The organism is Cupriavidus sp. 22TCCZM04-2 (genome assembly GCF_057798895.1).
This window is the reverse complement of the sequence record NZ_JBYOJS010000001.1, coordinates 266,515-281,122: the sequence shown is the minus strand read 5'-3', so window position 1 is coordinate 281,122 and position 14,608 is coordinate 266,515. Positions and strand designations below refer to the sequence as shown.

The window sequence follows — 14,608 nt, the reverse complement described above, 5'->3', positions numbered from 1 at the left end:
TGTCCGATGGTGCGGAGCGGCGATTGGGTCGCGTGCTAACATTGACGAATGCAAGCATCCGCCTTTCCGACTTCTTCTACCGCCGTGTCCAGCAGCCTTCCACACAAGCTTGTCATTGCCTCTCGCGAGAGCCGTCTGGCCATGTGGCAGGCTGAACATGTGCGTGCTGCACTGCAACAATACTATCCCGCGTGCGATGTGTCCATTCTTGGCATGACCACGCGCGGAGACCAGATTCTAGACCGTACTTTGTCGAAAGTCGGCGGAAAGGGTTTGTTTGTCAAAGAGCTGGAATTCGCGATGGCCGAAGGCCGGGCTGACCTGGCGGTGCATTCCCTCAAGGATGTACCGATGGAACTGCCTGCGGGTTTCGCCCTGACGGCGGTGATGGAGCGTGAAGACCCACGCGATGCACTGGTCTCGTCGGCCTTCGCGTCGCTCGACGACATGCCGGCGGGCACCGTGGTGGGCACGTCGAGCCTGCGCCGCGAAGCCGCGCTGCGGGCACGCTATCCGCACCTCGTCATCAAGCCGCTGCGCGGCAACCTGGATACCCGGCTGGGCAAGCTCGATCGCGGCGAATATGGCGCGATCATCCTGGCCGCGGCGGGTCTGAAGCGCCTGGGCCTGGGCGAGCGCATCCGCGCGCTGATCGCGCCCGAGGCCTCGCTGCCTGCGGCAGGGCAGGGCGCGCTCGGTATCGAGATCCTGTCCACGCGTCCGGACGTCGCCGCATGGCTGGCGCCGCTGAACCATCAGCCCACGGCGCTCGCCGTCACGGCCGAACGGACCGTGTCGCGCATGCTGGGCGGGTCCTGCCAGGTGCCGCTGGCCGCGCATGCGCGCTGGGACGGCGACCAGTTGCGGCTCGACGCCTTCGTGGCCATGCCTGACGGCACGCGCCAGACGCGCGCCACGGCTGCCGGTCCCGCGTTGGATGTCGCGGCGGCTGAAGCCCTTGGCGAATCCGTCGCGCGCGACCTGCTGGCGCAAGGTGCGGCCGATATCCTCGCCGCGCTGGCTGATACGCCCGATCCCCAAGCTCCCGCCTGAGGCCGGCCCATGCCCCGCCCGACTGTCGTTGTCACACGACCCGCCGGGCAGTCCCGGCAACTGACCGAGGCCCTGCAGGCCGCGGGCCTGGACGTGCTGGGCTTTCCGCTGCTCGCGATTGGCCCCGCCGACGATGACGCGCCGCTGCGCGCCGCGCTGGGGCGCCTGTGCGAATTCGCGCTGGTGGTCTTTGTCAGTCCCAATGCGATTCAGTACGCGTTCGATGCGCTCGCGACGGTGCAGGGCAATGCGGTGGCTCAGTGGCCGACCGGCGTGCCGGTGGCCGTGGTCGGCCCCGCGAGCGTCGCGGCCCTGGCCGAGCGTGGCATTGCCGCGCCCCATCACCGCGTGATCGCGCCGGCCGGCGCCGATGGCAACGGCCACGACACGAATGGTGGTGCCGCCGGCGAAGAGCCGCGTTTCGATTCCGAGGCCCTGTGGGCGCAGCTGGACCCGGCCTCGCTGCATGGGCGCGCCGTGCTGATCGTGCGCGGCAACGGCGGCCGCGACTGGCTGGGCGATCGCCTGCGGGCAGCGGGCGCCAGCGTCACGGCGGTCGAAGCGTATCAACGCACCTTGCCCGAGCCCGGCGCCATGCAATGGCAGGCCGTGCGCGAAGGCCTGGGCGCAGGCGCTGCGCCGCAGGCCTGGCTGCTGACCAGCTCCGAAGCCGTACGCAACCTCGATACGCTGGCGCGACAGAACCTGTCGCCGCAGGAACTGAACACCCTGAAACAGGTGCAGTGCATCGCGCCGCATGCGAGAATCGCCGAACAGGCGGAGGGGCTCGGCTTCACACGGATCCTTCGTGCGGCGCCAGGCGACGCCGGCTTGCTTGCGGCATGCAAGCAGTGGGCGGATGCTTATGCCGGACCGGTGCCCGCGAGGCCCACGGCGCCCGTAGCAATGCCGGCGCCAAGATCGGAGCCGCCGCCCGCCATGACAAACAGGGTCGAACGCGTGACGCAAGAATCTACGTCCTCCTCAACCACCATCCCTCCCGCCGCTACGGCGGCAGTCGCGCCGGGGCAGTCATTCACCGCCCCGCGCCGCAACGCCTCATTGTGGGCGCTGGTGGCCGTCCTGGTGCTGGCGACTGCCGGCGGCTTCTGGTGGCTGCAGCAGCGGGTCGACCACCTGACCGAAGAGCTGGCGCGGCGCCAGCAGAGCAACGACGCGCTGGTGCAGGAGACCCGCGTGCTGTCGCGCAATGCGCAGGACACGGTCAAGGAACTGCAGGCCAAGGTCGGCTCGCTGGACGGCCAGGTCGGCGAAACCCGCGACAAGCAGGTCGCGCTCGAACAGGTCTACCAGGACCTGATGCGCAACCGCGACGACTGGGAAATCGCCGAGATCCAGCAGTTGCTGACCAACGCCGGCCAGCAGCTCCAGCTCACCGGCAACGTGCAGGTCGCGCTGGCCGCGCTGCAGAGCGCCGATGCGCGCCTGGCCCGAACCGACAAGCCGCAGTACAACCTGCTGCGCCGCGCGCTGGCACGCGATATCGCCCGCATGAAGGCGGTGCCCGACACCGACCTGACCGGTGCGGCGATCAAGCTGGACGAGGCCATCAACCAGATCGATTCGCTGCCGCTCTTGTCGAGCGAGCGCATGCTTGAACGTACCGAAGCAGGAGATCGCCAGGAGGCCAGCCGTGGTGCGGCCAAGGGCGCGAAGGGGACCGCGACGGCAGCGGCTGCGACCGGAAACTGGTTTACCCGGCTGTGGGACTACATGCGCGAGGAAATGGCGCAGGTCATCCGCATCCGCAAGGTCGATGACACCGAAGCCTTGCTGCTGTCGGGCGACCAGGGCTGGTTCCTGCGCGAGAACGTCAAGCTGCGCATGCTCAATGCGCGCCTGGCGCTGCTGTCGCGCAACGAGCCGGTCTTCCGCAATGACCTGGCCGCGGCGCAGGCCATGATCGGCCGTTATTTCGACACCAAATCGCGGCGCGTGCAGACCGTGCTGACGCTGCTCAAGCAGGCGCAGGCCGGCGCGGTGACGGTGCAGCTGCCGACCATGGCGGAAAGCCTGGGCGCGCTGCACGCGCTGAAGAAGGAGTAAGCATGCGCCTTCTGTTCTGGGTCGCGGTGCTGTTTGGTGGCGCCGTCGGACTGGCCCTGTTCACGCAGTTCAATCACAGCAACGTCGTGCTGTTCTATCCGCCGTATCGGGTCGAGCTGTCGCTGAACCTGGCGCTGGCGTTGCTGCTGCTGCTGTTCTTCGTGGTGTGGACGGTCCTCTCCACGGTGCGGCATCTGTCGGAAATGCCGCGCCGCGCCGCGGCCTATCGCGAACGCAGCCGCATGAACAAGGCCCAGGCGGCGCTGCGCGAATCGATCGAGAACCTGTTCGCCGGCCGCTTTGCCCGCGCCGAGCGCGCGGCACGCGAAGCGCAGTCGTGGGAGGCGCAGGCGCAGACCGCTGCACTGGTCGGCGCCCGCGCCGCGCACCGCATGCAGGAAATAGAGCGCCGCGACGCCTGGATGGCACAGGTCACCGACCCCGAGCGCGAGCAGGCCCGGCTGGTATCGATGGCGGAACTGCTGGTCGACGCGCGCGATGCCGAGGGCGCGCTGGAAACCATCGCGCAACTGCAGGCACAGGGCGGACGCCAGATCCACGTGCAGCGCATTGCGCTGCGCGCGCACCAGCATCTGAAGAACTGGTCGGAGGTGCTGCGCCTGGCCCGTTCGCTGGAAAAACGCAACGCGCTGCATCCCGTGCTTGCGCTGCGACTCAAGCAGATGGCCTGCGAGGCCATGCTGGACGAGCGCCGCCACGATGCCGAGGCACTCTCCGCCTTCTGGCGCACGCTTTCGGCCGACGAGCGTCGTGCCGCGCGCATCGCCGAGCCGGCGGCGCGCTACTTTGCCGCGCTTGGCCGTCAGGACGAGGCACGCCGCATCATTGAAGATGCACTCAAGGTCAACTGGGACAGCCGCCTGGTGCTGCGTTATCCCGACTGCGCCAGGGCCGGGCAGGCATTGCCGCAGATCCAGCAGGCGGAAAAATGGATCAATGAGCATCCGGCGGACGCGGATCTCTACTACACGCTCGGCGTGCTTTGCCTCGGCGAACAGCTTTGGGGCAAGGCGCAGTCGAGCTTCGAGCGTGCCTTGAAATATGCGGACCGCAATCACCAGGGCCGTCTGCGCGTGCGTACCCACCTGGCGCTGGCCCGCCTGTTCGAGGAAACCGAGCGGCCCGAGGAAGCGCAGCGCCACTACCGTGAAAGCGCGATGCTGGCCGCCTGAGATTGGCCCGGGGCAGCCGGCCCGAACTGCCGCACGTCAATCCTGCGCGGCCTTTATCTTGCCGGCAGCCGCCTTCACCACCGCATAACGCTCCAGCGTTTCCTTGCGCGCCACGTCATGCTGCACCAGCGGGCGCGGATAGTTTTCTCCAAGCCGCACGCCCGCGGTCGCCAGCACGTCTTCAGGCGCGGTCCACGGTGCATGAATGTATTTATCCGGCAGCGCGGCCAGTTGCGGCAGGTACTTGCGGATAAAGCGCCCTTGCGGGTCGAACTTCTCGGATTGCGTCACCGGGTTGAAGATGCGGAACCACGGCTGCGCATCGCATCCCGTCGAAGCGGCCCATTGCCAGCCGCCGTTGTTGGCCGCCAGGTCGAAGTCGTTGAGCTGGTCGGCAAAATACTGCTCCCCGCGACGCCAGTCCACGCCCAGATCTTTGACCAGGAAGCTGGCCGTCACCATCCGCAGCCTGTTGTGCATATAGCCGCTTTGCAGGATCTGCAGCATCGCGGCATCGATGAGCGGATAACCGGTGGCGGCGTCGCGCCATGCCTCGAAGTAGCGCTCGCCGGCCGTGCCGGTGCGCCAGCGGATGGCGTCATAGGCGGCGTGGAAGGCCGTGCCGGCAGCCACGCGCGGATGGTGGTGCAGGATCATGAAATAGAAGTCCCGCCAGATCAGTTCCGACAACCAAGTGGCCGCGCCGGCGCTGTCCGCGCCACCGCGCAGCGTCACCTCATGCGCCGCGCGGGCCAGGGTGCGGATCGACACCGTGCCGAACCGCAGGTGCACGGACAGGTAGCTCGGGCCGCGCAGGGCGGGGAAGTCGCGCCGGCGGGCATAGTCGCCGATGCGCGACGTGAACTCGTCCAGTAATGCGTATCCGCCTGAGCTGCCGGTTGGCATGGCGATCTCCGGCAGGTTGCTCGGGGCGAAACCGAGGGCTTCCAGCGATGGCATCGGCACCTGCCGTCGTTCGGGCGGCGGCGCCAGCGCGTGCAGGTATGGCTCGATCGGGTAGGGCCGCAGGTCGAACGGCTGTACCGTCCTGAGCCAGGCATTCTTGTACGGCGTGAATACGGAAAAGGGCTTGCCCTGGCCGGTCAGGATCTCGTCCCGCTCGAAGATCACCTGATCCTTGAAGGTGAAGAAGGCGCGAGCATCGGAGGCCAGCGACTGGCGGACGGCGGCGTCGCGCGTATTGGCGGCGGGCTCATAGTCGTGGTTGGCGAACACGGCCAGGGCATCGAGTTCGCGCGCCAGCGCTGGGATGGCGCTGGCGGCAGCCTCGTGCAGAACGATCAGGCCGCCGCCGGCCGCGCGCAGCGTGGCGTCCAGCTCCATCAGCGACTCGCGGATGAACCCGACACGGCGGTCCGCTTTCAGCCCACGGGCCAGCAGTGGATCGAGGATATCCCGGTCGAATACGAACACGCACCACACCCGGGCACAGTGCTTGAGGGCATAATGCAGCGCCGCGTGGTCCGTGGCTCGCAGGTCGCGGCGGAACCACACGAGCCCGCTGTCGAACCGGCGGCCGATGCGGTAGGGCGGATGGCTTGTGGCGGATGAGTCTGCGACTGGCATGGTGCCTGGAGGAAGGGAAAAGCCCGGGCGATACCCTACCATAGCGATACGGCTGCGCCGCTCCACCATCATTTCACTGACGATTCCATTTCCATGACCCTTGATCGCATCCTCCAATCCCAGGGCTTCGGCACGCGCCGCTACTGTGGCGACCTGATCGGCGCCGGGCTGGTGGAGGTCAACGGCAAACTCTGCGAAGACCCGCGCGCCCAGTTCGAGGTCGACGGCCTGCAACTGACCGTCGATGGCGAGGCATGGGTGGCCTGCACCAAGGCCTACCTGATGCTGAACAAGCCGGCCGGCTACGAGTGCTCGCAGCGCCCGCGCAACCATCCCAGCGTCTACAACCTGCTGCCGGTGCCGCTGCGCCAGCGCGAGGTCCAGGCAGTGGGGCGGCTCGATCACGACACCACTGGCCTGCTGCTCCTGACCGACGATGGCCAGTTCATCCACGTCCAGACCTCGCCCAAGCGCAAGGTGCCCAAGGTGTACGAAGTCACGACGGCAGAGCCGGTAACGCCGGAGCAGGCCGAGGCGCTGCGAACCGGTGTGCAGCTCGACGACGAACCCGCGCCGATCGCCGCGGAAGACTGCGAGATCACCGGCGAACACAGCCTGAGGCTGACGCTGGTGCAGGGCAAGTACCACCAGGTCAAGCGCATGGTGGTCGCGGCCGGCAACCATGTGACTGCCCTCCATCGCAGTGCGGTGGGCGGCCTGAAGCTGGATCCCGCGCTTCCCGAAGGCGAGTGGCGCTGGCTGACCGCGGAGGACCTGGCGGCGCTGACAGGGAAGGAGTGAGCAAACGGTTGCTGCACTGCAGCGTCGTCCAATTCTTTTCCGGAAGCCCTCCTGCGATTTGATAAAATGCCAGATATGGTCAAGCCCGAAGCACCCATCAATCTGACGAATCAGTTCCTGATTGCCATGCCTGGCATGGCCGATCCGACCTTTTCGGGCTCCGTCGTCTACCTTTGCGAACACAATGAGCGCGGCGCGCTCGGGCTGGTGATCAACCGCCCGATCGATATCGATATGGCCACGCTGTTCGACAAGATCGACCTCAAGCTGGAAATCCAGCCCGTGGCCCATCAGCCCGTTTATTTCGGCGGTCCGGTGCAGACCGAGCGCGGTTTTGTGCTGCATGACCCCGTGGGCATCTACGTATCATCGCTCGCGGTGCCCGGCGGACTGGAGATGACCACCTCCAAGGACGTCCTGGAAGCCGTGGCCAACGGCAGCGGCCCGCACCGTTTCCTGCTGACGCTGGGTTACTCCGGCTGGGGCGCCGGCCAGCTGGAAGAAGAGCTTTCGCGCAATGGCTGGCTCACTGTCCAGGCCGATCCCGAGATCATCTTCAGCGTGCCGCCGGAAGAACGGTTTGCGGCGGCCGTGCGCCTGCTGGGCATCGACTTCACCATGCTCTCCGGCGAGGCCGGGCATGCCTGACGGCGTGGGGCGCGAACTGCCCCGCGACGGCACGGTCCTGGCATTCGACTACGGCGAGAAAAAAATCGGCGTTGCCCTGGGCAACTTCGTCACGCGCCACGCCAGTGCGCTGACTATTCTTCCGAACCTGTCCGTCGAGGGCCGCTTTCAGGTCGTGGGCGAGTTGATCCGCGAATGGAACCCGGTGCAGCTGATTGTCGGCATGCCGGTCAACCCTGAAGGCGGGGAGCAACCTTCCATGCGGCTTGCGCGCCGCTTCGGCAACCAGCTCAATGGGCGCTTCAGCCTGCCGGTGGAGTGGGTGGACGAACGCTATTCCTCGCGCATGGCCGCCATGGCCGGCGCGCGCCGCGGCGAACTCGATGCCGAGGCCGCGCGCATCATCCTGCAACAGTATTTCGACCAGCTTCCGCTATGACCCGAACTACCAATCCCGACGCCGAGGCGCTGTACCGCGCATTGCTCGACCAGGCCCAGGCGCTGATCCAGGCCGATCGCGCGCAGTGGTCCGTGGCCGGCATCCACTCCGGCGGCGCCTGGATTGCGCAGCGGCTGGCGGCGGACCTGGGACTGCCCGACCATGGCGTCATCAACGTTGCCTTTCACCGCGACGACTATGCCAAGAAAGGCCTGCACAGCCAGGCCCAGCCGAGCACGCTGCCGTTCGAGGTGCAGGACCGCAGGATCCTGTTGATCGACGACGTGCTGGCCACCGGCCGCACCATCCGTGCGGCGGTCAATGAACTGTTCGACTATGGCCGCCCGGCGCGTGTCGCGCTGGGTGTGCTGGTGGACCGCGGCGGCCGTGAACTGCCGATCGCGGCGGACCTGGTCGCGCTGCGGACCGAACTGCCGCGCGAGGCCACGCTGGTGCTGGCGCGCCAGGGCGAGGGCGCGCAGGCGACCTTTGCTTTCTCCACCGAATCCTCGGCCGGTTGAACCGGCCAATTTTTCGTTCACCGGCCCCGAGACCCCGAGACCCATATCACCCCCCGATTTCTGCCCGCGCCTGACCACCCATGACCAAGACGTTCCGCAACCCGCAGCTGACCAAGAACGGCGAACTGAAGCACCTGCTGTCGATCGAGGGCTTGTCGCGTGACATGATCACGCACATCCTGGACACTGCCAGCCAGTTCGTGTCGCTGTCCGACTCCGACCGCGATGTGAAGAAGGTACCGCTGCTGCGCGGCAAGAGCGTGTTCAACCTGTTCTTCGAGAACTCCACGCGCACCCGCACCACCTTCGAGATCGCCGCCAAGCGGCTGTCGGCGGATGTGCTGAACCTGAACATCAACGCCTCGTCGACCAGCAAGGGCGAGTCGCTGCTGGACACGATCAACAATCTGTCGGCCATGTCGGCCGACATGTTCGTGGTCCGCCACGCCAGTTCCGGCGCGCCGTACCTGATTGCCGAGCACGTGGCGCCCCACGTGCACGTGATCAACGCGGGCGATGGCCGCCATGCGCACCCCACGCAGGGGTTGCTGGACATGTACACGATTCGGCACTTCAAGAAGGACTTCACGCAACTGCGCGTGGCGATCGTCGGCGACATCCTGCATTCGCGCGTGGCGCGTTCCGATATCCACGCGCTCACCACGCTGGGCGTGCCCGAAGTGCGCGCCATTGGCCCGCGCACGCTGCTGCCGTCCGGGCTCGAGCAGATGGGCGTGAGGGTCTTCCACAACATGGAAGAGGGCCTCAAGGGTGTGGACGTGGTCATCATGCTGCGCCTGCAGAACGAGCGCATGAGTGGTGCGTTGCTGCCGTCGGCGCAGGAGTACTTCAAGGCCTTCGGCCTGACGCCCGAGCGCCTGGCGCTGGCCGCGCCCGATGCCATCGTGATGCATCCGGGGCCGATGAACCGCGGCGTGGAGATCGACTCCGCGGTGGCGGACGGCCCGCAATCGGTGATCCTGAACCAGGTGACGTTCGGCATTGCCGTGCGCATGGCGGTGATGGGAATCGTGGCAGGAAACAGTGACTGACCGCGCGATGCCGACTTCGAGCCAGAACCTCCCGAACACGCCCAGCGACACGACAAGCCAAGCTATGAAGATTCACATCCAGGGCGGCCGCCTGATCGACCCGGCCGCGAACCTCGACGCCCAGCAGGACCTCTATATCGCCGCCGGAAAGATCGTCGGTGTTGGCAGCGCGCCGGCGGATTTCACCGCCAACAAGACCATCGACGCCCGCGGCCTGATCGTGTGCCCGGGGCTGGTCGACCTCTCGGCGCGGTTGCGCGAGCCTGGCTCCGAACACCGGGCCACGCTCGAATCCGAAGTGGCCGCGGCCGCCGCCGGTGGCGTGACCAGTCTGCTCTGCCCGCCTGACACGGATCCCGTGCTCGACGAGCCCGGCCTGGTCGAGATGCTGAAATTCCGCGCCCGTACGCTGAACCAGACGCACGTCTACCCGCTGGGCGCGCTGACACAGGGCCTGAATGGCGAAGTGCTGACCGAGATGAACCAGCTGACCGAAGCCGGCTGCGTCGGTTTCAGCCAGGCCGATGCGCCCGTGCGCAACACGCAGGTGCTGCTGCGCGCGCTGCAATATGCGCAGACGTTCGGGTTCACCGTGTGGCTGCGTCCGGAAGATCCGTTCCTCGGCGGCGGCGTGGCCGCGAGCGGCGCGGTGGCGTCGCGCCTGGGGCTGTCGGGCGTGTCCGTGATGTCCGAGACGGTGCGCCTGCACACCATCTTCGAACTGATGCGCGCCAGCGGCGCCCGGGTCCATCTTTGCCGCCTGTCGTCGGCAGCGGGGCTGGAACTGGTGCGTCAGGCCAAGCGCGAAGGCTTGCCGGTGACTTGCGACGTGAATATCCACCACGTCTCGCTGACCGACATGGATATCGGTTACTTCAATTCGCAGATGCGCTTCTCGCCGCCGCTGCGCAGCTCGCGCGACCGCGATGCAATTGTCACGGCGCTGGCCGACGGCACGATCGACGCGCTGTGTTCGGATCACACGCCGGTGGACGATGACGAGAAGCTGCTGCCGTTCGCCGAAGCTACTCCGGGCGCGATCGGCCTCGAGCTACTGCTGCCTCTGACGCTGCGCTGGGCTGCAGAGCACAAGGTACCGCTGCAGACGGCGCTGGCCCGCATCACCTCCGAGCCGGCGCGGGTGGCCGGCCTGAAGGCCGGTACGCTGGCAATGGGCGCCGTCGCCGACGTTTGTGTGTTCGATCCGAAGGAAGTCTGGAAGGTCGAGCGCCAGTCCATCAAGAGCCAGGGCAAGAACTCGCCGTGGCTGGGTTATGAGATGGAGGGCAAGGTGCGCATGACGGTGGTCGGCGGGCAGATTGTCCACGGCAACCACAACCATCACTGACGCGCGCATGGTCTGGCTGCGCAAGACGGCGCTGGTGCTGCACCTGTTGAGGGGGTTGCTGACCTGCGCGGTGCTGTTCCCCTGGCTGGGCGTACGTTCGCGTGAATGGCACATTCGGCGCTGGTCGCGCCGTCTGCTGCGGATCTGCGGGATGGAGCTCGAGATCGCCGGTGAAATGCCGGCGCACGGTGGTAGCCAGGGCGCGCTTGTGGTTTCGAATCACATTTCGTGGCTGGATATCTATGTGATCCACAGCTGGCGGCCGGTGCGCTTTGTTGCCAAGTCGGAGATTCGGAGCTGGCCGGTTATTGGCTGGCTGTGCGAGAAGACTGGCACGCTGTTCATCGAACGCGCGCGCAAGCGCGACGCGCATCGGGTGCTGCATGACATTACCGATGTGATGCTGCAGGGGGACCTGGTTGGCGTGTTTCCGGAAGGGACGACGACGGATGGCAGTGATGTGCTGCCGTTTCACGCCAACCTGATGCAGGCGCCGATCTCGGGTGGGGTGCCGGTGTTGCCGTTGGGGCTTAGTTATGTGGATGCTGCGACGGGAAAGCCCACGCTGGCGCCGGCCTATATTGGCGACCTGAGCTTGCTTGACTGTCTCAATGCCGTCTTGCGCGCGCCGCGTATCAAGGCTCGGCTGTCGATCGGGCCGATGCTCCATCCCAAGTCCGACAGCCGCCGCGAACTGGCGGGCGCCGCGCGGGAAGTGGTCGTTCACCTGGCCCGGGGCGCACATGAGGCTGCCGCAGCTGCCGCGCTCCAGCGCAGTCAGTCGGGTACGGAAGCTGTTGGCGTGCAGGCATCGCCTGCCACGACCTGAGCCGGGCTGTCGTCCCCGCCGTGGCGGGGTACGCCGGGATCAGGCGAACGGGTCACAATATTGGGGGCATTCCACCTGGACCACCGTCCGTTCGGCGGGATTCGGGGCGAGCCGCGCGGCGGTCAGCTTCCCGCCCCAGACGCAGCCGGTATCCAGCGCCATCAAGTTCGGGCGCATCACCAGGCCGAGTGTCGACCAATGCCCGCATACGACGGTGACGTTCTCCGTGAGGCGACCCGGCACGTCGAACCATGGCATGAAGCCGGCGGGAGCATTGGCCAGCCCTTCCTTTGTCTTGAAGTCCATCACGCCGTCGGCTGTGCAATAGCGCAGCCGGGTCAGGGCGTTGATGACCACCCGGTGACGCTCGATGCCCCGCAGGCCGTTGTGCCAGCGGTCTGCGGCATTGCCGAAGATGTCGGCAAGAAAGCCTTGCCAGTTGCGGCCTTGCAGTTGCTCTTCGACTTCGTGGACCAGGTCGACGACCTGCTCTGCGGACCATTGGGGGAGTACGCCCGCATGGACCATCAGGAAATCGTCCTCGAGGAGGGCGAGCGGGCGGTGGCGCAGCCAGGTGAGCAAGTCCTCGCGGTCGGGGGCAGTCAGGAGGTCCTGAAAGGTGTCGGACTTTCCGTTCTTGCGGACGCCCGCGGCGGCGGCCAGGGCGTGGATGTCGTGGTTGCCCAGGACGGTTTCGGCGCGTGCGCCGAGTGCGCGGACGGTGCGCAGGGTCTGGAGGGAGGCGGGGCCGCGGTTGATGAGGTCGCCGACCAGGCGGAGGGTGCTGTCCTTCGGGACCTTGGCGAGGAGTTGGTCGAAGGAATCGGAGCAGCCTTGAAGGTCGCCAATGGCGAAAGATGATTTATAGGGCACTTTATGCTTGTCTCTGCGGAGCAGAAGAAAAAAATCGTCGCTATTTGTAGAGAAGTGACCGGCAATTTGCCGAATCGTTACAACAGGCTACAAAAAGACTCCAGCTATGGGCCGGTGAGCCCATACAGTCAGATAGAATACCGCGACTTCTGCAGGTACTTAACGCCCCGCCGTCCCTCACGAGGACAAGGTGGGCGCTCGGCTTTTGTCGGGTAATCGGAACATATCGAGAGCAGGGAGCTAGTTTTGTCGCACATTTTGGTCACAGGGGGTGCCGGTTTCATTGGTGCCAACTTCGTTCTGGCATGGCTGCGGGATAAGGCAGCCGACGGCATCGTCAACGTCGACAAGCTGACGTACGCAGGCAATCGAAAGACGCTGGCGTCGCTCGATGACGACAGCCGTCACGTCTTCTCGCAGACGGATATCTGCGACCGGGCCGCGCTGGACAAGCTGTTTGCCACCTATAAGCCGCGTGCGGTGGTGCATTTCGCCGCTGAAAGCCATGTTGACCGTTCTATCCATGGTCCAGGCGAGTTCATCCAGACCAATATTGTCGGCACCTTCACGCTGCTCGAAGCCGCGCGCGCCTATTGGGGGTCGCTGGATGAGCCGGCCAAGTCCGCATTCCGTTTTCTCCACGTTTCTACTGATGAAGTATTCGGTTCGTTGAGCGAGGACGATCCCCAGTTCTCGGAAACTACCTCGTACGCGCCGAACAGCCCGTACTCGGCGTCAAAGGCGGCCTCGGACCATCTGGTTCGGGCCTACCATCACACCTATGGCCTGCCGGTCCTGACGACCAACTGCTCGAACAATTACGGGCCCTACCATTTCCCCGAGAAGCTGATCCCGCTGATCATCGCCAACGCACTGGCCGGAAAGCCTTTGCCTGTCTACGGCGACGGCCTCAATGTCCGTGATTGGCTGTACGTGGGCGACCACTGCTCCGCCATTCGCGAGGTGCTTGCTCGCGGCCGGCTCGGTGAAACCTACAACGTAGGCGGCTGGAACGAGAAGACCAATCTCGACGTCGTCCACACGCTGTGCGATCTGCTCGATGAACTCAAGCCCAAGGCGGCGGGCTCCTATCGTGACCAGATCACGTTTGTGAAGGATCGTCCGGGACACGATCGCCGCTATGCGATCGACGCCCGCAAACTGGAACGCGAGCTCGGCTGGAAGCCCGCGGAGACGTTTGAGACGGGGCTGCGCAAGACGGTGCAGTGGTATCTCGACAACCAGGCGTGGGTGCAGGACGTGATGTCGGGCGAGTATCGAAACTGGGTGGCGAAACAATATGCAGCGTAAGCGTACGGTCCCGACTCTACTCGTAACAGGATGCAACGGCCAGGTCGGATTCGAACTACGTCGCAGCCTGGCCCCGCTGGGCAATGTGGTCGCGCTGGATCGCTCCGCCTGTGACCTGGCAAATCCCGATGCGCTGCACCGCGTGGTGCGCGAGTGCCGGCCCGACGTCATCGTCAATCCGGCGGCCTATACGGCTGTCGATAAAGCGGAAACCGATGCAGAGGTCGCATTCGCCATCAATGGCACTGCGGCCGGTATCTTGGCCGAAGAGGCGAAGGCCCTTGGCAGCCTTCTGGTGCACTATTCGACCGACTACGTATTCGACGGCACCAAGGACGGCGCTTACGTCGAGACCGATGCGGTCAATCCGCAATCCGTCTACGGTAAAAGCAAGCTCGCCGGCGAGCAGGCCATTGCCGCTACAGGCGCCCAGTCCGTTGTGCTGCGCACGTGCTGGGTAGCCGGTGCGCATGGCGGCAACTTTGCAAAGACCATGCTGCGCCTTGGCAAGGAGCGCGATAGCCTGCGTGTCATCGCCGACCAGTTTGGCGCCCCGACGACCGCATCGCTGATTGCAGATGTCACCGCTCAGATTGTGGCTCGTCACTGGCTGGCGGGCGATCGTCAGGCGTTTGCCAACGGCATTTATCACCTTGCAGCAGCGGGCGATACGACCTGGCACGGCTACGCCACCGAAGTTCTTCGTTATGCGAAAGCGCATGGTGTGGAACTCAAGGCCGATCCCGAGCAAATTGAAGCCATCCCTGCAACGGCATATCCGCTGCCGGCACCGCGTCCGCCCAATTCGAGACTGGATACCACGCGCCTGCAGGAAACCTTCGGCATCCATCTACCGGACTGGAGGCAGGGCGTGCAGTACCTGCTCGATCAGATTCTTCCCTAAGAG

At 65.7% G+C, this 14,608-nt stretch carries 14 protein-coding genes; 12 read left to right on the top strand and 2 right to left on the bottom strand.

Annotated features, from left to right (window positions below; translation table 11 throughout):
* The first annotated feature begins 48 nt into the window (after nt 1–48).
* The 3 genes from hemC to AC3FKG_RS01275 are packed head-to-tail and all read left to right on the top strand — an operon-like array spanning nt 49 to nt 4,313.
* The gene (gene hemC, locus AC3FKG_RS01285; protein ID WP_488742232.1) at nt 49–1,053 is read left to right on the top strand and encodes a hydroxymethylbilane synthase; all 1,005 of its coding nucleotides are present in this window, start codon (nt 49–51) and stop codon (nt 1,051–1,053) included.
* 9 nt (nt 1,054–1,062) lie between these two features.
* Nucleotides 1,063–3,120, top strand: coding sequence for a fused uroporphyrinogen-III synthase HemD/membrane protein HemX (gene hemDX, locus AC3FKG_RS01280; RefSeq protein WP_488742231.1), 2,058 nt, complete (start codon nt 1,063–1,065; stop codon nt 3,118–3,120).
* A gap of 2 nt (nt 3,121–3,122) precedes the next feature.
* Nucleotides 3,123–4,313, top strand: coding sequence for a heme biosynthesis HemY N-terminal domain-containing protein (locus AC3FKG_RS01275; RefSeq protein WP_483708996.1), 1,191 nt, complete (start codon nt 3,123–3,125; stop codon nt 4,311–4,313).
* 36 nt (nt 4,314–4,349) lie between these two features.
* On the opposite strand, the gene AC3FKG_RS01270 is transcribed toward AC3FKG_RS01275, so the two are convergent.
* Nucleotides 4,350–5,900 carry a cryptochrome/photolyase family protein gene (locus AC3FKG_RS01270; protein WP_488742230.1) on the bottom strand — a complete coding sequence of 517 codons (1,551 nt, stop codon included), beginning with the start codon at nt 5,898–5,900 and terminating at the stop codon, nt 4,350–4,352.
* Between the two features lie 93 nt (nt 5,901–5,993).
* Between AC3FKG_RS01270 and AC3FKG_RS01265 the strand changes: the two genes are divergently transcribed.
* The 7 genes from AC3FKG_RS01265 (at nt 5,994) to AC3FKG_RS01235 (ending at nt 11,517) form a co-directional block, all read left to right on the top strand.
* Nucleotides 5,994–6,701, top strand: coding sequence for a pseudouridine synthase (locus AC3FKG_RS01265; protein WP_488742229.1), 708 nt, complete (start codon nt 5,994–5,996; stop codon nt 6,699–6,701).
* Nucleotides 6,702–6,776: 75 nt separating this feature from the next.
* Nucleotides 6,777–7,349 carry a YqgE/AlgH family protein gene (locus tag AC3FKG_RS01260; RefSeq protein WP_483708992.1) on the top strand — a complete coding sequence of 191 codons (573 nt, stop codon included), beginning with the start codon at nt 6,777–6,779 and terminating at the stop codon, nt 7,347–7,349.
* Nucleotides 7,342–7,767: a Holliday junction resolvase RuvX gene (gene ruvX, locus AC3FKG_RS01255; RefSeq protein ID WP_483708991.1), complete on the top strand. Its 426-nt coding sequence runs from the start codon at nt 7,342–7,344 to the stop codon at nt 7,765–7,767. The genes AC3FKG_RS01260 and ruvX overlap by 8 nt, the downstream gene beginning before the upstream one ends.
* Entirely contained in the window at nt 7,764–8,288 is a 525-nt protein-coding gene (gene pyrR, locus AC3FKG_RS01250; protein ID WP_483708990.1) for a bifunctional pyr operon transcriptional regulator/uracil phosphoribosyltransferase PyrR, read from the top strand. The genes ruvX and pyrR overlap by 4 nt, the downstream gene beginning before the upstream one ends.
* An 80-nt stretch (nt 8,289–8,368) precedes the next feature.
* A complete protein-coding gene (locus AC3FKG_RS01245; RefSeq protein WP_140949955.1) occupies nt 8,369–9,340 on the top strand; it encodes an aspartate carbamoyltransferase catalytic subunit in 972 nt (323 codons plus the stop codon).
* 64 nt (nt 9,341–9,404) lie between these two features.
* On the top strand, nt 9,405–10,688 hold the full coding sequence (locus AC3FKG_RS01240; protein ID WP_483708988.1) for a dihydroorotase: 1,284 nt from the start codon (nt 9,405–9,407) through the stop codon (nt 10,686–10,688).
* A 7-nt stretch (nt 10,689–10,695) separates the two neighbouring features.
* The gene (locus tag AC3FKG_RS01235; RefSeq protein WP_488742408.1) at nt 10,696–11,517 is read left to right on the top strand and encodes a lysophospholipid acyltransferase family protein; all 822 of its coding nucleotides are present in this window, start codon (nt 10,696–10,698) and stop codon (nt 11,515–11,517) included.
* A 39-nt stretch (nt 11,518–11,556) separates the two neighbouring features.
* On the opposite strand, the gene AC3FKG_RS01230 is transcribed toward AC3FKG_RS01235, so the two are convergent.
* Nucleotides 11,557–12,390: a symmetrical bis(5'-nucleosyl)-tetraphosphatase gene (locus AC3FKG_RS01230; RefSeq protein WP_488742228.1), complete on the bottom strand. Its 834-nt coding sequence runs from the start codon at nt 12,388–12,390 to the stop codon at nt 11,557–11,559.
* A 246-nt stretch (nt 12,391–12,636) separates the two neighbouring features.
* Between AC3FKG_RS01230 and rfbB the strand changes: the two genes are divergently transcribed.
* Together rfbB and rfbD are read left to right on the top strand one after the other, a co-directional pair.
* Nucleotides 12,637–13,701 (top strand): dTDP-glucose 4,6-dehydratase, encoded by a 1,065-nt coding sequence (rfbB, locus tag AC3FKG_RS01225; RefSeq protein WP_488742227.1) that lies wholly within the window; start codon nt 12,637–12,639, stop codon nt 13,699–13,701.
* Entirely contained in the window at nt 13,691–14,605 is a 915-nt protein-coding gene (gene rfbD, locus AC3FKG_RS01220; RefSeq protein ID WP_488742226.1) for a dTDP-4-dehydrorhamnose reductase, read from the top strand. The genes rfbB and rfbD overlap by 11 nt, the downstream gene beginning before the upstream one ends.
* The last annotated feature ends 3 nt before the right edge of the window (nt 14,606–14,608 follow it).